Below are 17,733 nucleotides of genomic sequence, written 5' to 3' on the forward strand. Positions count from 1 at the left end.
GATCTATAATTTCGGGGATGGTTTGGTACACGCGCTGGACACGGTGAAAAAGTCACACTAAAACCTAGCAGAGAATGTTGTCAGACATCCTGACAATAGATCGATGGAGTGGAGGCTCGGCATCGATCAAGTGAAGGAGGATCATCGCGTGAATATCGAACGGGCGCTGGCTCCTGAATCCATACTGCCCCTGGATGCGGCGGATGCGCTGCTTGTCGGCCGCGCCTGGTCCAAGGCCCTAGGCGGTCCCTGCCCTGTCCTTCTCTCCTCAGGTCATCTGTTCGACCTTTCTCCGGTCGCGCTGACAATGTCGGGGCTTCTGGAAATCGAGGACCTCGCAAGCAAGCTGAAAGATACCTCGCGCTTCGCCGAGCTTGGCAGCCTCGCATCGTTTCTCGACGGCACTGCGGGCGAACTCCTTGCGCCCGCTGATCTGCAAGCGGTCAAGGCGGCCGGCGTCACCTTTGCCGATAGCATGCTGGAACGCGTCATCGAGGAGCAGGCGAAGGGTGATCCGCTGCGCGCCCAGGATATCCGCAGCCGGCTGGCGCCAGTCCTTGGCGATAATCTGAAAGGTCTCGTTGCGGGTTCGGAAAAAGCTGCGAGCGTCAAGGCCCTGCTGCAGGAAATGGGACTCTGGTCTCAGTACCTCGAAGTGGGCATCGGCCCTGACGCGGAAATCTTCACGAAAGCACAGCCGATGTCGTCGGTGGGTTGCGGGGCGCTCATCGGCATCCATCCGAAGTCCGATTGGAACAATCCCGAACCGGAAGTGGTGCTCGCGGTTACTTCGAAAGGCAAGATCGTTGGCGCGACACTTGGCAACGACGTCAACCTGCGCGATTTCGAAGGCCGTTCTGCTCTGCTTCTCAGCAAGGCCAAGGATAACAATGCCTCTTGCGCCGTCGGCCCCTTCGTTCGCCTCTTCGATGGCAACTTCACCATCGATGACATCAAATCCGCGGAAATCTCGCTGGCGGTCGAGGGTACGGACGGTTTCATCATGACAGGCATCAGCCCCATGCAGGCAATCAGCCGCTCGCCGGAAAATCTTGTCTCCCAGCTTCTTAATCGCAACCATCAATATCCCGACGGCGTCCTGTTCTTCCTGGGCACCATGTTTGCACCGGTCAAAGACCGTCGCGGCAAAGGCCTTGGCTTCACCCATGAGATCGGTGATCGCGTGGAAATCTCGACGCCGAAGCTGGGGCGCCTAGTTAACTGGGTCGAACATAGCGACAACTGTCCCGAGTGGAATTTCGGCTTGACGGCGTTGATGAAGAATCTTGCCGGACGCGGCCTCTTGTGAGGAAAAGGGAGGAGCGAATGCAAAAGACGATCGATCTTTTTTATAAGTTTCTGGAACTGCTGCTGATCTTCCTGTTGTCGGGCATGGCACTCATGGTTTTCGTGAACGTCGTGCTCCGCTACGCATTCAATTCCGGCCTGACGGTGTCGGACGAAATGTCCCGTTACTTCTTCGTCTGGCTGACCTTCATCGGTGCCGTCGTCGGCTTCAGGGAATACGGCCACATGGGCGTGGAGACGGTGGTTGCGCTGTTCGGCCGCAAAGGCCGCATCGTCTGCATGATCGTCAGCAATCTCGTGATCATCGGCTGTTCTGGCATCTTCTTTTGGGGAACATGGAAGCAACTACCTATCAATGCCAGCATGAGCGCCCCGGTGACCGGCCTTTCCATGGCATGGGTCTATGGCATCGGCTTCTTTACAGGCGCCGGTTGCGTGATAATCGCGCTTGAACGCCTTGTTCGCCTTGTCACCGGTCGCGTGACCGAAAAGGAACTCGCCGCCTTCGCCGGCGAAGACATGTCCCTCGAACATCTTTCGGAGCGTGGCTGATGACCCTTCTTGTCTTCATCGCTTCACTGCTCGGAGCCATGGCGATCGGCGTTCCTGTCGCTTTTGCACTGATGTTCTGCGGTGTGATCCTCATGTGGTTCATGGGGATGTTCAACAGCCAGATCATAGCGCAGAACATGATCATCGGCGCGGACACGTTTACGCTTCTCGCCATTCCGTTCTTCATCCTCGCCGGCGAACTGATGAACTCCGGCGGCCTTTCGAAGCGCATCATCGAGTTCGCGATCGCCTGTGTGGGCCACATCCGCGGCGGTCTCGGTGTCGTCGCCATCATGGCGGCCGTCATCATGGCCAGCATTTCCGGATCGGCAGCTGCAGACACGGCAGCCCTTGCCGCGATCCTGATCCCGATGATGGCCAAGGCTGGATACAACGTGCCCCGATCTGGCGGCCTGATTGCCTCGGGCGGGATTATCGCACCCGTCATCCCACCCTCCATGGCCTTTATCGTCTTCGGTGTCGCCGCCAACGTTTCGATCACGCAGCTCTTCATGGCCGGCATCGTGCCGGGCCTCATCATGGGCCTCTCGCTTGTAGCCACGTGGCTGGTCGTCGTCCGCAAGGACAATGTCGCACCGCTGCCGAAGGCCTCCGCCACTGACCGGCTCAGTGCCACCGGTCGCGCCCTCTGGGCACTTGGCATGCCGGTCATCATCCTCGGCGGGATCAAAGCGGGCGTGGTGACGCCTACCGAAGCTGCCGTCATCGCAGCGGCCTACGCCCTGTTCGTCGGGATGGTGGTCTATCGGGAGCTGAAACCAAAGGATCTCCCACGCGTCATCCTGCAAGCGGCAAAGACGACATCGATCATCATGTTCCTCGTCTGCGCGGCGCTCGTCTCCGCTTGGCTGATTACGGCTGCCAACATTCCGGCCGAGGTTACACGCTATATTGCGCCATTGATCGATCGGCCAAAACTTCTCATGTTCGTCATCATGCTGCTGATCCTCGTCGTCGGCACGGCACTCGATCTGACACCCACCATCCTGATCCTGACGCCGGTGTTGATGCCGATCATCAAGCAGGCGGGTATCGATCCGGTCTACTTCGGCGTTCTCTTCATTATGAACTGCTGTATCGGTCTCATCACGCCGCCCGTCGGCGTCGTGCTGAACGTCGTCAGCGGTGTGGGGCGCATTCCTCTGGGTAAGGTGGTAACCGGCATTCTGCCGTTCCTCGCAGCCCAGATCTGCGTACTTATGCTGCTCGTCCTGTTCCCAGACATCGTCATCGTGCCAGCACGCTGGCTGCATTGAGGGAATAAAGTCTCAACGTCTCAATCAACCATCCACGGGAGGATACTCATGAGACAACTTTTACTTGCAACAACCGCACTCGCATTCGCCGTTTCGGCATCCGCTCCGGCTTTCGCCGAATTCAACGAGCGCAATATCCGCGTCTCGAACGGCATCAACGCCGACCACCCGGTCGGCAACGGCATCAACGCGATGCAGACATGCCTGGATGAAAAATCCGGCGGGAAGCTAAAGCTCACCGCCTTCTGGGGCGGCGCGCTGGGCGGCGACCTTCAGGCCACCCAGGCTCTCCGTTCCGGCGTGCAGGAAGCTGTCGTAACGTCGTCTTCGCCGCTTGTGGGGATCGTCCCGGCACTCGGCGTCTTTGACCTGCCATTCCTCTTTGCCAATTCCGAGGAAGCCTACAAGGTGCTCGACGGCAAGTTCGGCGACATGATGAACGAGAAGCTCGACGCCGCCGGCCTCGTCAATCTGGCTTATTGGGAGAACGGCTTCCGGAACCTCTCCAACTCGGTCCGCCCGGTCAACAAATGGGAAGATCTGCAAGGCATGAAGGTTCGCGTCATGCAGAACAATATCTTCCTCGACACCTTCCAGAATCTCGGCGCCAATGCGACGCCGATGGCTTTTGGCGAGGTCTTCTCCGCACTTGAAACCAAGGCAATCGACGCACAGGAAAACCCCTACGTGACGATCGATACGTCGAAATTCTTCGAAGTGCAGAAATATGTGACCGAGACGAACCACGCCTATACGCCGTTCCTGTTCCTCTTCTCCAAGGCCATCTTCAACACCTATACGCCAGAAGAACAGACTGCCCTGCGTGAATGCGCGATTGTCGGCCGCGATGAGGAGCGCAAGGTCATCCAGGAACTCAACAAGAAGTCGCTGGAGAAGATCAAGGCGGAAGGCCTCGAGGTAAATGCGCTCTCCCCCGAGGAGCAGGAGCGCATCCGTGAAAAGTCCATGGTCGTCTACGAAAAGCACAAGGCAGAGATTGGGGCGGATGTCGTCGACGGGATTCTCTCCGAATTAAAGCAGATCCGCGGCAAGTAAGCGACAAGCCACTCGACAATCGGAAGCCTGCGGTTTCGCCCCGCAGGCTTCTTGCTTTTATTCGGGGATGGACGGCAGGACCGTCTCGCGTTTCTTGAGCATCTGCTCGCGAATGAAGATGAACAGACCGGAAGCGATGATCAGCGCGGCCCCGATCAGCATGCCGAAACGGGGCACATCGCCGAAGAAAATCCAGCCGAAAACCACTGCCCAGAGCAGCAATGTATATTGAAGCGGCGCGACAGTTGCTGCGTCGGATATCTTGAGCGCCCGGTTCACCAGCATATGTGCGGCCATGGCGACGATGCCGAGCAGTCCGAGAAGGACTAGATCACGGCTGGATGCGATCGGTGACCAGTCCACCGGCGCGAACACAAGGCCAGCCAGGCCTGCACCCGCGACCTGAAAGAAGACGAGGGTGCTGTCCGGCGTGCCCCGCAGGAAGCGGCCGGAAATCAGCATGAACGCAAAAGCCGCACTGCCGACAATCGAGATGATCGCCGGCATCGTGAACATGGCGCTGGAAGGCTCGAGCGTGATGATGACGCCGATGAAGCCTACGGCGATTGCCGTCCAGCGCCGCCAGCCGACCTTCTCTCCAAGCAGGAAGGGCGAGGCGGCCGCCACATAGATGGGCGCAGCCAGCCAATAGGTCATGACGTCTGCGAGCGGCAAATACATAACGGCGTAATAGAAGCAGAAGACCTCGGCTGTTGAGAACGCCACCCTGGCAAACTGCATAACCGGTCGGTCGACACTGAGAAGATTGCTCAGACCGGCCATCCAGACCATGGGAACAAGGATAACAAGCGCAGCAAGACTGCGGATCAGGATGACCTGGCCGAGCCCGTAGCTCGCGACAAGCCACTTCCCCATCGCATCGTTCAGGGCGAACATGAGCATGCCGAGAAGCATGAGAAACGGGCCGGTCATGCTCGTGATCCTGAGCGCCGTCGCGGTCGAAGTATTCATTCGGATTCACCTTAGAGATCGGATGCGTCAGAGGTCCGGCGGCTGACGGTGAAGGCACGGTCGAGCTCTGGATTGAGCGCCATGCCGAGACCAGGCCCCGGCGGCACGGTGATCATGCCGTTTTTCACCTCCGGCAGCGCCGTCACGAGATCGCGATACCAGGTGCGATAAAAGGCACGGACGCTCTCCTGCACCAGCGCATTCGGCGCATTGAGCGAAAGATGGGTGGAGGCGCAGAGAACGACCGGACCGGTGCAATCATGCGGAGCGACCGGCAGATGCCAGGCCTCAGCCATGGACGCTATTTTGCGCGCCTCGGAGAGCCCGCCGCACCAGGAAATGTCGAGCATGACGATGCCCGCCGCGCCAGTTTCAAGATAATCGCGAAAACCCCAGCGCGTTGCGAGCGTTTCGGAAGCCGAGATTGGCGCCGGCGACACTTCGGCGTAACGCTTCAGGCTGGAAAGGCTATCCATCTTGATCGGATCTTCGTGCCAGAAGGTCTTATAAGGCGCCAGCTCCTTCGCAATCTGCATGGCCGGCAGCAGCTGCCACATCGAGTGGAATTCCACCATGATATCGATCCGGTCGCCGACTGCATTGCGGATCTTCTCGAACGGCTGCAGCGCAAGCTTCAGATCGGAAGCGGAGATATACTGGCCTTTGGTCTTCTCAGCGGCCGCATCGAAGGGCCAGATCTTCATTGCTGTGATGCCCTCTTCGAGCAGCGACTCCGCCAATTCGTCGGCGCGATGCAGGAAGCCGTTCAAATCATCATAGGCCGTGCCGCCCGTCAGTCCGTAATTGGCTGTCGCCTGGCCGGTGTTTTTCTTGATATATTCGGTGCCTGCGCAGGTATTGTAGGTGCGGATTTCACTACGGCTGAAACCACCGAGAAGCTGCGCGATCGGCTGGCCTGCCGCCTTGCCAAAGATGTCCCACAGCGCGATGTCGAAGGCGGAATTGCCGCGCACCTCGGCTCCGGATGACCGGAAGCCGACATAACCGACAAGGTCCTGCGCGAGGAGATCGATCTGCAGCGGATCGCGGCCAATCACGCGCGGCGCGACATATTCGTGGGTATAGCTTTCAACCGTTTCCGCACCAAAGAAGGTTTCACCGAGACCTGTGATTCCCTCGTCAGTATGGACGAGAACCCAGAGCAGGTTCGAGCGCTCCGCCACCCGCACAGTCTCCAGTCTGGTGATCTTCATGGCTCTCCTCCTTGATGAAATTCACGCGCGACCTTGCTAGGGGAAGATCGCCGATACTGGAAGGCGATTTCCTTCGAAAATCCGTCACAAAACTTAGTCGCTGCAAAATAGTGACGGCAGAACAACATCAATGCCGGTCGAGGCCACTGGATGCGAGATCTGCACCGGCGCCTAACCATATCCAATCAGGACTGTACAAAATCTCGTAACTCGCGTTCCGCCCTTTCCAGTGCGCTTGTATTCAAGATCTTTCGAAGAAGCGCCACGGCGACGGCTCGCATTCTGAGATTGTACCAGCCTTCATTCTGCGCGTTCGGTATCTGATAGATATCAAGCTTTTCATAAAGCTGCTGCAGGCGGTTCTGAACGCTTCGCAGTGAAAGCTTCTTTCGTTGGGCGATTGCCTTGTCTGTCAAGCCAAGTGCTACATCCACCAGAATCTCATATTCCGCGTCGCTCAATCCGTGGGCGTTTCCGAGGCTTTTCTGCTGAATTCCCCTCACTTCGCGATCGATCACACATTGGGATTCCATGAAGACGCTTCTAAGAGCCAACTTCAGCCGCTCGTCCGATGCGGATTTCAGGACATAGCCATAGGTCGCCCCTTCCGGAACGATCCTTGAAACACCCCGGACATAGGCCTCATCGGAATAGTTGGACCAGAACAGGATTTTGGTATCTGGCCTCTCCCGCCAGATCGTTCTGGCCGCTTCGATGCCATTGCGTTCGCTCATCTGCAGGTCCATGATCACATGTTCCATGCGCGACTTTCGGGCCTCGATCTCACCGCTTAGACCGTTTTCCGCCTCCAGCACCATGTCGCATTCCGGCAGTGCGGCACGCACTGCCTCATGCAGGTAGGACCGATGCAGCGGATCATCCTCGACGATCAGCACTTTCATGGTAAGTTCTCCGAAGTGTCGCTCTGATCGATCGGCAGCGTTACTCTAACCACTGTCCCCCGACCGCCGGTGTTCCGCCCGATTTCAAACCGCGCGGAAATCAAGCGTGCGCGCGTTTTCATGTTATCAATTCCATGGCCTGCCCTGTCACGCAGCTTTTTTATCCCTCCGCCATCGTCGATTACCTCGATCGATAACATCCGTTCGAATGTGCGCAGATGCACGAGGATTGATGTGGGTTGCCCGTGGCGAATCGCGTTGTTGACGGCTTCCTGGACGATCCGGAAAAGCGCCGTCGCCACCGTCTGCCCGATATTGAGAAGCGCCCCGTCGCTCTCATCGAGTATCCTCCACTCGACTGGCAGACCGCTCTCGCGCACGGAACGATCGAGATGGTTTTCGATCGCCTCCGTCACTCCGAACAGTTGCAGAACCGACGGTTTCGCCTCTTCGATGATCTGGCGAAGGTCGTGAAGGCATTGCTGCAACATGCGACAGAGCGGTTCCAGCGTTTCACCCGATATTTCCGAAAGGCCTGTCAGCCGTTCCATTCGCCGCGTCAGGCGCGTCAGGTCGGCAAGGGTCTGGTCATGCAGGTCCATGCCGATCCTCTGCCGTTCGATCTCCAGCGCCTCGGTCAGTTTCAAGGCGCCGAGTCTGAGCCCCTCTTCGCGGGCACGCGCTTCGGCCTCAACGATCGCCGAATGCTTGGCCTGCTCGGCGGCACGTAAGGCAAAGAAATAGGGGGCGAGCAGGTCAGCGATCGAACGAGCATTTTCGACATCCTCCATCGTATAACTGTCAGCCTCGTGGCTGGAGCAGCTCAACGCACCGATAATATCGCCCTGCACCCTCAGCGGCACATGCAGACGGCTGCGCAACGACAGTTCGATGATCGGGCTCGAAAAGGCTCCTTCGAAGTGAAACCGGGGGTCGGAGCAGGCGTCTGGTGACAGCAGGAAATCGACTTCCCCCGACAACAGGGTCCGGATGGGGCTACCGGTCAGCAGCGCCGGCGGCTGTCTGCTCCATGCGGTTTCAAGGCCGCTTTCGTAGGCGATGTGATATTTGCCGTCCAACATCTTGATACAGACATCGAGATGGTCATGCGGAATGATGTGGCTGATCTCGGCGGCGACCGCCTGTATGATGGAATGGAAATCGAGCTGGCCCGCCAGCAGCCGCGATATACCAAGATAGCGGTCGAAAAGCGTGCTTCGGGCCGAATCGAGCATGTCGGACCTCCTCCCAGTCCTCAACCTCATTAAGCGCCTTGCTGTCGGACTTGTCTTGCGGGAACCCGCAGATTCTGCGCGAATGCCCGCAAAAAGGTTGCTTGAATGCGCCTATACAACACCTGATTTCTCCTCCATGCTCGCTTTACTGGGCAAATGAAGCTCAGTGCAATCACTATCTCCGAAATACCGTTGAGGAGCGGAACGGAGAAGATCTCGTGGGTGCTAGGGAGGAAATCATGATCATCAGGAAGATGCTTTTTGCATCTGTAGCCGTCGCTTGCGTCGCTGGGCCGATTTCTGCCCTGGCCGACACCGCCGACAAGAAAATCGCCCTGTCAAACAATTATGCCGGCAATTCCTGGCGACAGGCCATGCTGACAAGCTGGGACAAGATCACCAAGGATGCCGTCGCCAAGGGCGTCGTGGCAGCCGCTGATCCGTTCACCACTGCAGAAAACCAGGCGACCGAACAGGCCGCGCAAATCCAGAACCTCATTCTGCAGGGATATGATGCGATCGTCGTCAATGCGGCGTCTCCGACCGCTCTCAATGGCGCGATCAAGGAAGCCTGCGACGCGGGCATCATCGTCGTCTCCTTCGATGGCATCGTGACCGAGCCCTGCGCCTGGCGGATCGCCGTCGATTTCAAGGCAATGGGTGAGAGCCAGCTGGACTATCTCGCAAAGAAACTCCCGAAGGGCGGCAACCTTCTCGAAATCCGTGGTCTGGCCGGCGTTTCGGTCGATGACGAAATCCATGCGGGCATCGAAGCGGGCGTCAAGAAGAACCCGCAGTTCAAGGTCGTGGGGTCAGTCAACGGAGACTGGGCGCAGGACGTTGCGCAGCGCGCGGTCGCGGGCATCCTGCCGAGCCTTCCCGAAATCGCAGCCGTGGTGACTCAGGGCGGGGACGGTTATGGCGCCGCTCAGGCCTTTGCCGCGGCCAATCGCCCGACTCCGACCATCGTGATGGGCAATCGCGAAGACGAACTCGTCTGGTGGAAACAGCAGAAGGACAAGAACGGCTATGAGACGATGTCCGTCTCGATCGCGCCGGGCGTCTCGACGCTCGCGTTCTGGGTCGCTCAGCAGATCCTCGACGGGAAAGAAGTCAAGAAAGATCTCGTCGTTCCCTTCCTGCGCATCGACCAGGATAACCTCGAAACCAACCTCGCCGGCACCCAGAAGGGTGGCGTGGCGAATGTCGAATACACGCTGGAAGACGCCCAGAAGGTGATCGCAAGCGCTAAATAGCGCCAGCGGCCCTATAGATCGGACGCGGCGCAGCTCAAAGCCGCGTCCGGATATTCACCGGCCTGCCGACCAACCCTCCGTGACGAACGCATATGACTGACGGAATGCCGAAAACAGAGGTGGTTGCAGCTGGAGGCATCAAGGTGACGTTCGGCGCCGTCAAGGCATTGGACGGCGTGGATCTCACCATACATGCCGGCGAGTGTGTCGGTCTGGTCGGGCATAACGGCGCAGGCAAGTCGACCATCGTCAATGTGATTAACGGAAGCCTCACCCCGCATGCCGGCACCGTCAGCTATGGCGGCGATGCCGGGCAGCACGGGATTTCGGCGGCGCGTGCCAACGGGATACGGTGCGTATTCCAGGAGTTGTCGCTTTGCCCCAACCTGACGGTCAGCGAGAACGTCAGGATCATGCATGAAGACCTGAAAGGCTGGAACTGGCGCAGTCGGGCGCTCGCCCTCATCAAGGCGCAACTCAAGGAGATCTTTCCCGGTCACGACATCGATTGTGACAGTACGATCGATGATCTCTCGATCGCCGAGCGGCAAATGGTCGAGATCGCCATCAGCTTCGCCGGCATCGGCCCAAGACCGAAGCTCGTTATCCTCGACGAACCGACGTCGTCACTGGATGCCGGGCTTGCGGCTCAGCTCATGGCCTATGTCCGCCGTTTCGTCGCCGAAGGCGGCTCAGTCCTGCTGATCTCCCATATCCTGGGCGAAATCCTTTCGACTTCCGACCGTATCGTGGTGATGAAGGATGGACGCGTTGTCGCTGATCGCGTGGCCTTCGAATTCAATAGCCGCAGCCTCGTTGAAGCCATGGGCAGCGTGGTGCGCGAGCGGGAGTGGCAACGTTCAACCGCCATGAAAGCAGGCTCGTCGGTTCTTTCGATGTCGCCCCGGCGCGGCCATGGCCTGGCCTTCGAAGCCTATCGTGGCGAGATCGTCGGTCTTGCGGGCCTCGGCGGCCACGGACAGACGGAGGCGCTTCTCGAGCTCTATCTCTCTCGTAACAGCAACTGGTGGGCGGCCCGTCGACGGGAAACTGCGTTTGTGGCGGGCGACCGCAGTCTCAACGGTACGTTTGCGCTGTGGAGCATCCTGAAAAACCTCAGCATCACCTCGCTTGGGGAGCTCTCCTCCCGCGGCATGATCGACCGCAGCCGTGAGGACAGGCTCGGGGAAGACTGGAAGAAACGCATCGAAATCCGCACGCCCGACATGCAAAACCGCATCTTGTCGCTTTCAGGCGGCAACCAGCAAAAAGTCCTGTTTGCCCGGGCACTGGCGACCGCGGCAGGAATCGTGCTGATGGACGATCCTATGCGGGGAGTCGATGTCGGCACCAAGCAGGAAGTCTACGAAATCCTGCGCACCGAGGCGATGTCAGGCCGAACCTTCATCTGGTACTCGACCGAAATGGACGAAATACGCCTCTGCGATCGGGTCTATGTTTTCCGCGAAGGCGCAATCGTCGCCGAGCTTGTTCGTGATGACATCACCGAAAAGAACATCTTGGCCGCGTCATTCAGCGAGGAGAAGGCTGCATGAAGCTTTCCTCCGGCACCCTCCGCCTGATCATCCCGGCAGTGTCGCTCGCACTGCTGCTCGCGGCCGTCTTCTACATGCAGCCGCGCGCCATGAGCTATACGGGTCTCAATCTGCTCTTCAATCTCGCCGTGCCGATCGCGCTCGCGACCGTGGCGCAGATGCTGATCATGGCGGTCAACGACCTCGACCTGTCGATGGGTACATTCGTCAGCTTCTGTGCCTGCGTCACGGCGACCTTCCTGCAAGCTTCGCCCCTAATCGGCGTCCTGATCTTCCTGGGTGCGATCGCCGCCTATGCGGCCATGGGTGTGATCATCCATGTCCGGGAACTCCCCTCGATTGTTGTGACTCTCGGCATGAGCTTCTTCTGGGGCGGCCTTGCCGTGCTGATGCTACCGTCTCCGGGCGGTGAAGTGCCGGGCTGGGTGCGTTGGCTGATGACCTCGAAGCCGCCCTTCGTGCCGATGGCAATCGTTGCGAGCGTCGTGATCGCGGCCGTCACCCATTTCCTCATCATGCGCTCTTCCTTCGGCGTGCTGATCCGTGGCGTGGGCGGCAATTTCCGCTCTGTCGAGCGTGCGGGCTGGTCGGTGATCCGCATCCGGGCCGCGACCTATGCCCTGGCTGCTGTCTTCGCCGTACTCTCGGGCATCGCGCTCGTCGGCCTGACAACCTCGGCCGACGCCAACATCGCTCTCCGCTACACATTGCTGTCGATCGCCGGAGTGATCCTTGGCGGCGGAGAGTTCGTCGGTGGCAGGGTTTCGCCGATCGGGGCCGTCATCGGTGCGCTGACTCTGGCGCTGGCCGGCTCCTTCCTGTCCTTCATGCGCATTTCGCCGGACTGGCAGATCGGTGCGCAAGGCGCGATCCTGATCGTCGTGCTGGCGCTGCGCCTCTTCCTGAACCGTTTGGAGCGGCGGGAGAAAATTCAATGAACGCGCCCCGCCTCCTTCTCTCCAAGCCCTGGATCTGGTCTTTCGCCGCCACCATCACGGTCTGGATCATTACGGTGCTCTTCACCGGTGGCGCAAGCTCGCTCGGCCTGTCTCAAGCGGCCCTCACCTTTGCCGCCTTCTCGGTCATCGTCGGCATCGGCCAGATGTTCGTCATCACGCTTGGTCCCGGCAATATCGACCTTTCGGTGCCCGCCACCATGACACTCTCCGGTACGCTGGCACTGAAGCTGATGGATGTTCAGGATAGCATGATCGTCGTCGGCCTGTTGCTCTCCGTTCTGCTCGGCACCATGATCGGCATCGGCAACTACGCACTTATAAAACTGCTTCGCATCCCGCCGATCATCGCGACGCTCTCCATGAGCTTCATCGTTCAGTCGACGGCGATCTGGGCGAACCGGGGCCTGCGCATCAAGCCCCCGGAAATTCTTGCAAGCTTCACTACATCCAGCCTCTTCGGCATCCCGAACGTGGCAATCGTCGCCCTCGCCCTTTCCGCTATCGCATGGTTGCTGCTGGAAAAAAGCATCTACGGCCGCTGGATATCGGCGATCGGACAGAGCACGTTCGCGGCCCGGATGACCGGTATTCCCGTCGATGGCACACGGCTTGTGACCTATATGCTCTGCGCCGTGCTCGCCTCGATCTGCGGTTATCTGCTCGCCAGCTTCTCGGGCGGTGCCGCGCTTAACATGGGAGCGGAATACCTGTTGATGTCGATTGCGGTCGTCGTTATTGGCGGCACTGCGGTCGCTGGCGGCAATTCCAATATTCCGGGCATCTGGGGCGCCTCGCTTTTCATGTTCCTGGTGGTATCGATGCTGAACACCTATGGTTTCGGCGCGGGGTTCCGCCTTATCCTCACCGGCCTCATCATCATTGCCGTCATCCTCATGGCCGGCGGCCGCCAATCCACCCGATGAAACACCCTCCCAATCGGACGACAACCATGCCGCAAACGCCTTCCATTTACGAAATCCACGACGAACGTTTTCGACAGCTGATCGTCTCCAGCGCGCGCCTCGAAGAGCTTTATTCAGAGTGCCGCTGGGCCGAGGGACCGGTCTGGTTTTCCGATCTCAACTGCCTGATCTGGAGCGACATCCCCAACCAGCGAATGCTACGCTGGACACCGGACGGCGGGGTCTCGGTCTTCCGCTCGCCCTCCAATTTCGTGAACGGCAACACGCGCGACCGACAGGGTCGGCTCATTTCCTGCGAGCATGGGGGCCGCCGCGTCATCCGCACAGAGATCGATGGCACACTGACGGTGCTGGCAGACCGCTATCAGGGCAAGAAGCTCAATTCACCAAACGACGTGGTCGTGCGCTCGGATGGCAGCATCTGGTTCACCGACCCGACCTACGGCATCAAGTCGGACTACGAGGGCTATCGGTCGGAGCCCGAACAGGAGACGCGCAACGTCTACCGGCTCGATCCCGAGACAGGAGAACTCGAAGCTGTGGTGACCGATTTCGGCCAGCCGAACGGCCTCGCTTTTTCGCCCGACGAAAGAAAGCTCTATGTGGCGGACTCGGCGTCAAGCCATGACGTCAAGGCACCCCGCCATATCCGTGTCTTTGATGTCATCGAGGGCAAGCGGCTCAACAATGGCAGAGTCTTCTGCAGTCTCGACAATGGTCTGCCGGATGGTTTCCGGGTGGACGTCGAAGGCAATGTCTGGACGAGCGCTGGAGATGGCGTGCACTGCTTCTCACCGGAAGGCAGGCTTCTCGGCAAGGTTCTCGTGCCGCAGTCGGTGGCGAACCTCACTTTTGGCGGACAGCGGAGAAACCGCCTGTTCATAACCGCCACCACCTCCCTTTACTCCGTCTACGTGGCGACCAATGGCGTAGCTCTCGGCTAACGACTGCACATCATCTCAACTCTTCGGCCGGTAGCCCAGGGCGCTGGAAGCTGTCATGCCCGCGGTTGTGAGCAGGTTCACATATTCCGACTTCCTTCCTTCATCGAAGCGAAAGAGGGGAAAGGAAATCGACATGGCAGCGATCGGCTTGCCCATATAATTGAAGATTGGCGCCGCCATGCAGCGCACGCCCGCCTCGCTCTCTTCCACTTCTTCGGCAAAGCCTCGGTCGCGGGTGAGTCGCAATTGGGCGAACAGTTCTTCCCGATCCGTGATGGTCCGAGGCGCCAGTTTGATCAGTTCCATCTTGCCCAGCCGCTCGCGGAGCTCATCGTCGTCTCGCCAGGCAAGCAACGCCTTTCCGAGCGAGGTACTGTGCAGTGGATTGCGAAGTCCAAGCGTCGACTTCATCGAAAGACTGTAGGCGGAATCATATTTATGGATGTAGACGACCTTCTGGTCCCGATCATCCAGAATGCCGAGGTTGATGGATTCGCCCGTGGCTCGGGAAAGCTTACCCATCGCCTTGTCGGCTGCCCGCAACAGGTCTGCCTGTTCATTCAAGGATCTGGCTCCGAGACTGAACAGTTTCAGTGTCAGACCATATTTCTCCGTCTCCGGATCCTGCTCCACATAACCGAGGTCTACCATCGTCTGCAGCAAGCGATGCGCGGTCGTCTTGGATGTCATCGCCCGCTGAGCGAGGTCAGCAAGACTTACCCTCTTTTCCTCGACAAGAGCCTCCACAACGGCGAAGACCTTGAGGACAGCGGCAACATTTTCCGTTTTGGAGCTGGGGTCTGACATTTTAAGTGTTCTGGATTTTTCGAAATCATATTCTGAAATTTGACCTCGCCTATGTCAAGACGTGGTCGGGCAGGTCCATGAGCTTTTGCAGCATCGCACAAAGCAGCAAAAAACAAGGTTGAAAAGCCTTTAGGAGTATGGTTTCCTAATTTCCGGAATAGCGTTCCGAAATATTGGGGAGAAAATCAGACATGCATCCGCTGCTGAGGCAGAAGCAACCCCTTATCCAGCGCAATGATGTGTGCGATCTCATCGATCGGCTGACCGACAACCTCATCCATATCGAGGATCGTACCGGCGAATTCCTCCTGCGCCTCGATGACGGACGTGTCATCGATACGAAGGGCTGGGCCGGATGGGAATGGACCCACGGCATCGGCCTTTATGGCCTGTTCAAGTATTGGCAATTGACCGGTAACCAGGACACGATGGGCATCATCACGGACTGGTTCGACGCCCGGCTGAAAGGGGGCACGCCCACCAAGAATGTCAACACCATGGCCCCCTTCCTGATACTGGCTTATCTTTACGAACTCAAACAGAACCCGCACTGGCGGCCTTATCTGGAGACCTGGGCCGAGTGGGTGATGCATGACATGCCGCGGACCCGCGAAGGCGGCCTTCAGCACATTGTCTACAACAACGTCAACGACCAGCAGATGTGGGACGACACGCTGATGATGAGCGTGCTGCCGCTCGCCAAGATCGGCCTTGTCCTTGATCGCCCGGAATTCGTCGAAGAGGCGAAATACCAGTTCTTGGTCCATGCCCAATATCTCTGCGACACGGAGACCGGCCTCTGGTTTCACGGTTGGACCTTCGCCGGCAATCACAATTTCGCCCGCGCCCGCTGGGCCCGCGGCAATAGCTGGATCACAATCGCCATTCCCGAGTTCATCGAGTTGTTGGACCTGAAGGAGAGCGATCCTCTGTGTCGTCATCTCGTGTCGCTGCTTCGGCGCCAGGCAACGTCCCTGCAGCAATACCAGCACGCGTCAGGCCTCTGGCATACGCTGATCGACGACCCATCGAGCTATCTGGAGGCATCGGCGACGGCCGGATTCGCCTACGGCCTCATGAAAGGTGTGCGTAAGCGATATCTTACCACGGATTATCTGGAAACCGCCGAACGCGCCATGAAAGGGGTCATCGACAACATCGGTCCCGACGGCGAATTGCAGCAGGTGTCCTTCGGCACTGCCATGGGCCACGACCTCGATTTCTACCGGCAGATCAAGCTGACTTCCATGCCTTATGGGCAGGCGATGGCCATGCTCTGCCTGACCGAACTTCTGCGCAGTTACATCTAGGCGAACTGCCCGAAGGAAGATTGGAGCGTTTCCGGCAGGAGGGGCCGGAGCGCAAGAAGTCTCGAATGATATCGAACACCCGGTGCGAATGAGGCACGTCGGATTAGAGGAGGAGGATGACATGACCAAACTGACAAGAAGAGCCCTCTTGGGCACGATAGGCGCGGCGACCGCCGCTGCTGCATTTCCGATGCCAGTGATCGCCGCGGATCGGTCGATCCGACACTACTGGTGGGGGAATCCCGAACGTGACAAACGCACCTTTGCCGTAATCGACACCTTCCAAAAGAAGAACCCCGGCATCGAAGTTTCCGGCGAGACGATCGGCTGGGGCGATTACTGGACCAAGATGGCGACCCAGACAGCCGGCCGGAACATGGCCGATCTGGTGCAGATGGATTACCGGTTCCTGTTCGAATACGTCCATCGCGGCGCGCTCAAGCCGCTTGACGAATTCGCCGGCAAGAGCCTCATGATCGCAGACTTCGATCAGGGGCCGCTCGACGGCGGCAAGGTCGACGGCAAGCTCTATGCACTCAACATCGGCTCCAACAGCCAGGTGATGGTCCACAATACCCGTGCCTTCCAGGAGGCCGGCATCGATGTGGATCTGATCAACTGGACCTGGGATGACTTTTCCAAGACCTGCGAAGCGATCACCTCCAAGTCCGGCGGCAAGATGAAGGGCTCGGACGATCTTTCCCTGATGATCGAAGCCTTCGAAGCCTGGGTGCGCCAGAACGGCCGGGAATTCTATGGGCCGGAGGGGAAGGTCACCGCGACGGCCGAGGACGTGTCCGGATGGTGGCAGTTCTGGGCCGACCTGCGCAAGGCCGACGTCGTGCGCGACAAGAACAAGACCGTCATTCTCGATCCGCCGATTGCCGAGTCGGGCGTCCCCGTCGGCGACACCGCCATGTCGCATTTCTGGTCCAACCAGCTTGTCGGAATTCAGGCAGTATCGAAGGACAAGATCGGCGCCGCGATGATACCCCACAAGGCTGGCGGCAAGCAGGGCCAGTTCATCAAGCCGTCCATGTTCCTGTCGCTCACTCGTGACGCAAAGGACACCGAGGCTGCGATCGCCTATATGAACGCCTGGGTCAACGATCCGGAAATCACCGGCATTCTGGGCCTGGAGCGCGGCATCCCCTGCTCGCCGAAGGTCCGTGCCGCGCTGGCGCCGAAACTCACCGAAGTCGAGAAGCTCTCGGTCGATTATTTCGATGCGATCCAGAGCAAGGTCGGGCCGCTCCCCCTCCCCGCGCCCAAGGGTGCCGGCGAGGTTCGAGACGCCTTCATGCGCACCGGCACCGACGTAGTGCTCGGTAAGATGGAGGTCGCGGAAGCCGCTGGCATGTTCATCCAGGATGCACAGGATATCGTCGACCGCGCCCAGTAGTGACCGCCTGAACCGAGGCCCCGGCTGTTCCATCCGGGACCTCCCTTCCGACAACAAGGT

At 58.9% G+C, this 17,733-nt stretch carries 16 protein-coding genes; 11 read left to right on the plus strand and 5 right to left on the minus strand.

Features of this window, described 5'->3' with window-relative positions; all coding sequences use genetic code 11:
- Nucleotides 1-103: 103 nt before the first annotated feature.
- Genes QEO92_RS20855 through QEO92_RS20870 form a run of 4 tightly spaced genes read left to right on the plus strand, consistent with a single transcriptional unit; the run spans nucleotide 104 to nucleotide 4,193 of the window.
- The gene (locus tag QEO92_RS20855) at nucleotides 104-1,309 is read left to right on the plus strand and encodes a fumarylacetoacetate hydrolase family protein (RefSeq protein ID WP_052183094.1); all 1,206 of its coding nucleotides are present in this window, start codon (nucleotides 104-106) and stop codon (nucleotides 1,307-1,309) included.
- Nucleotides 1,310-1,326: 17 nt separating this feature from the next.
- Complete coding sequence (locus QEO92_RS20860) at nucleotides 1,327-1,860, plus strand: TRAP transporter small permease (protein WP_227704283.1); 534 nt, start codon at nucleotides 1,327-1,329, stop codon at nucleotides 1,858-1,860.
- Nucleotides 1,860-3,137: a TRAP transporter large permease gene (locus QEO92_RS20865; RefSeq protein WP_227704284.1), complete on the plus strand. Its 1,278-nt coding sequence runs from the start codon at nucleotides 1,860-1,862 to the stop codon at nucleotides 3,135-3,137. The genes QEO92_RS20860 and QEO92_RS20865 overlap by 1 nt, the downstream gene beginning before the upstream one ends.
- 48 nt (nucleotides 3,138-3,185) lie before the next feature.
- Nucleotides 3,186-4,193 (plus strand): TRAP transporter substrate-binding protein, encoded by a 1,008-nt coding sequence (locus tag QEO92_RS20870; RefSeq protein ID WP_227704285.1) that lies wholly within the window; start codon nucleotides 3,186-3,188, stop codon nucleotides 4,191-4,193.
- A 57-nt stretch (nucleotides 4,194-4,250) separates the two neighbouring features.
- Here the strand turns inward: QEO92_RS20870 and QEO92_RS20875 are convergent, their stop codons facing one another.
- The 4 genes from QEO92_RS20875 to QEO92_RS20890 form a co-directional block, all read right to left on the minus strand.
- The gene (locus QEO92_RS20875; protein WP_037156971.1) at nucleotides 4,251-5,165 is read right to left on the minus strand and encodes a DMT family transporter; all 915 of its coding nucleotides are present in this window, start codon (nucleotides 5,163-5,165) and stop codon (nucleotides 4,251-4,253) included.
- A gap of 11 nt (nucleotides 5,166-5,176) precedes the next feature.
- Nucleotides 5,177-6,379 carry a mandelate racemase/muconate lactonizing enzyme family protein gene (locus tag QEO92_RS20880; RefSeq protein ID WP_227704286.1) on the minus strand — a complete coding sequence of 401 codons (1,203 nt, stop codon included), beginning with the start codon at nucleotides 6,377-6,379 and terminating at the stop codon, nucleotides 5,177-5,179.
- 185 nt (nucleotides 6,380-6,564) lie between these two features.
- Nucleotides 6,565-7,281 carry a response regulator transcription factor gene (locus QEO92_RS20885; protein ID WP_037156966.1) on the minus strand — a complete coding sequence of 239 codons (717 nt, stop codon included), beginning with the start codon at nucleotides 7,279-7,281 and terminating at the stop codon, nucleotides 6,565-6,567.
- Nucleotides 7,278-8,516: a GAF domain-containing sensor histidine kinase gene (locus QEO92_RS20890; protein WP_227704287.1), complete on the minus strand. Its 1,239-nt coding sequence runs from the start codon at nucleotides 8,514-8,516 to the stop codon at nucleotides 7,278-7,280. The genes QEO92_RS20885 and QEO92_RS20890 overlap by 4 nt, the downstream gene beginning before the upstream one ends.
- Before the next feature lie 239 nt (nucleotides 8,517-8,755).
- On the opposite strand from QEO92_RS20890, the gene QEO92_RS20895 reads away from it, so the two are divergent.
- From QEO92_RS20895 to QEO92_RS20915, 5 genes are all read left to right on the plus strand, one after another.
- Complete coding sequence (locus QEO92_RS20895) at nucleotides 8,756-9,772, plus strand: ABC transporter substrate-binding protein (RefSeq protein ID WP_227704288.1); 1,017 nt, start codon at nucleotides 8,756-8,758, stop codon at nucleotides 9,770-9,772.
- A gap of 92 nt (nucleotides 9,773-9,864) precedes the next feature.
- Entirely contained in the window at nucleotides 9,865-11,328 is a 1,464-nt protein-coding gene (locus tag QEO92_RS20900; RefSeq protein WP_227704289.1) for a sugar ABC transporter ATP-binding protein, read from the plus strand.
- The gene (locus tag QEO92_RS20905; protein ID WP_227704290.1) at nucleotides 11,325-12,266 is read left to right on the plus strand and encodes an ABC transporter permease; all 942 of its coding nucleotides are present in this window, start codon (nucleotides 11,325-11,327) and stop codon (nucleotides 12,264-12,266) included. The genes QEO92_RS20900 and QEO92_RS20905 overlap by 4 nt, the downstream gene beginning before the upstream one ends.
- Nucleotides 12,263-13,210: an ABC transporter permease gene (locus tag QEO92_RS20910; RefSeq protein ID WP_227704291.1), complete on the plus strand. Its 948-nt coding sequence runs from the start codon at nucleotides 12,263-12,265 to the stop codon at nucleotides 13,208-13,210. Before QEO92_RS20905 ends, QEO92_RS20910 begins: the two co-directional genes overlap by 4 nt.
- A gap of 26 nt (nucleotides 13,211-13,236) precedes the next feature.
- Nucleotides 13,237-14,154, plus strand: coding sequence for an SMP-30/gluconolactonase/LRE family protein (locus tag QEO92_RS20915; RefSeq protein WP_227704292.1), 918 nt, complete (start codon nucleotides 13,237-13,239; stop codon nucleotides 14,152-14,154).
- A gap of 15 nt (nucleotides 14,155-14,169) precedes the next feature.
- Here QEO92_RS20915 and kdgR read toward each other — a convergent pair whose 3' ends face one another.
- A complete protein-coding gene (kdgR, locus tag QEO92_RS20920) occupies nucleotides 14,170-14,961 on the minus strand; it encodes a DNA-binding transcriptional regulator KdgR (RefSeq protein WP_227704293.1) in 792 nt (263 codons plus the stop codon).
- A 191-nt stretch (nucleotides 14,962-15,152) separates the two neighbouring features.
- On the opposite strand from kdgR, the gene bglB reads away from it, so the two are divergent.
- Nucleotides 15,153-16,271 carry a beta-galactosidase BglB gene (gene bglB / locus QEO92_RS20925; protein ID WP_227704294.1) on the plus strand — a complete coding sequence of 373 codons (1,119 nt, stop codon included), beginning with the start codon at nucleotides 15,153-15,155 and terminating at the stop codon, nucleotides 16,269-16,271.
- A gap of 121 nt (nucleotides 16,272-16,392) precedes the next feature.
- Nucleotides 16,393-17,673 carry an ABC transporter substrate-binding protein gene (locus QEO92_RS20930; RefSeq protein ID WP_037156946.1) on the plus strand — a complete coding sequence of 427 codons (1,281 nt, stop codon included), beginning with the start codon at nucleotides 16,393-16,395 and terminating at the stop codon, nucleotides 17,671-17,673.
- Nucleotides 17,674-17,733 lie beyond the last annotated feature (60 nt).

The organism is Neorhizobium petrolearium (assembly GCF_029854435.1).
Taxonomy (GTDB): Bacteria; Pseudomonadota; Alphaproteobacteria; order Rhizobiales; family Rhizobiaceae; genus Neorhizobium; species Neorhizobium petrolearium.

Bases quoted from the DNA above. Each gene is read 5' to 3' on its own strand.
- QEO92_RS20910 (WP_227704291.1), top strand. From the start codon at position 12,263: ATGAACGCGCCCCGCCTCCTTCTCTCCAAGCCCTGGATCTGGTCTTTC.
- QEO92_RS20880 (WP_227704286.1), bottom strand. From the start codon at position 6,379: ATGAAGATCACCAGACTGGAGACTGTGCGGGTGGCGGAGCGCTCGAAC.
- QEO92_RS20930 (WP_037156946.1), top strand. From the start codon at position 16,393: ATGACCAAACTGACAAGAAGAGCCCTCTTGGGCACGATAGGCGCGGCG.
- QEO92_RS20855 (WP_052183094.1), top strand. From the start codon at position 104: ATGGAGTGGAGGCTCGGCATCGATCAAGTGAAGGAGGATCATCGCGTG.
- QEO92_RS20865 (WP_227704284.1), top strand. From the start codon at position 1,860: ATGACCCTTCTTGTCTTCATCGCTTCACTGCTCGGAGCCATGGCGATC.
- QEO92_RS20895 (WP_227704288.1), top strand. From the start codon at position 8,756: ATGATCATCAGGAAGATGCTTTTTGCATCTGTAGCCGTCGCTTGCGTC.
- kdgR (WP_227704293.1), bottom strand. From the start codon at position 14,961: ATGTCAGACCCCAGCTCCAAAACGGAAAATGTTGCCGCTGTCCTCAAG.
- QEO92_RS20900 (WP_227704289.1), top strand. From the start codon at position 9,865: ATGACTGACGGAATGCCGAAAACAGAGGTGGTTGCAGCTGGAGGCATC.
- QEO92_RS20870 (WP_227704285.1), top strand. From the start codon at position 3,186: ATGAGACAACTTTTACTTGCAACAACCGCACTCGCATTCGCCGTTTCG.
- bglB (WP_227704294.1), top strand. From the start codon at position 15,153: ATGCATCCGCTGCTGAGGCAGAAGCAACCCCTTATCCAGCGCAATGAT.
- QEO92_RS20915 (WP_227704292.1), top strand. From the start codon at position 13,237: ATGCCGCAAACGCCTTCCATTTACGAAATCCACGACGAACGTTTTCGA.
- QEO92_RS20890 (WP_227704287.1), bottom strand. From the start codon at position 8,516: ATGCTCGATTCGGCCCGAAGCACGCTTTTCGACCGCTATCTTGGTATA.
- QEO92_RS20905 (WP_227704290.1), top strand. From the start codon at position 11,325: ATGAAGCTTTCCTCCGGCACCCTCCGCCTGATCATCCCGGCAGTGTCG.
- QEO92_RS20875 (WP_037156971.1), bottom strand. From the start codon at position 5,165: ATGAATACTTCGACCGCGACGGCGCTCAGGATCACGAGCATGACCGGC.
- QEO92_RS20885 (WP_037156966.1), bottom strand. From the start codon at position 7,281: ATGAAAGTGCTGATCGTCGAGGATGATCCGCTGCATCGGTCCTACCTG.
- QEO92_RS20860 (WP_227704283.1), top strand. From the start codon at position 1,327: ATGCAAAAGACGATCGATCTTTTTTATAAGTTTCTGGAACTGCTGCTG.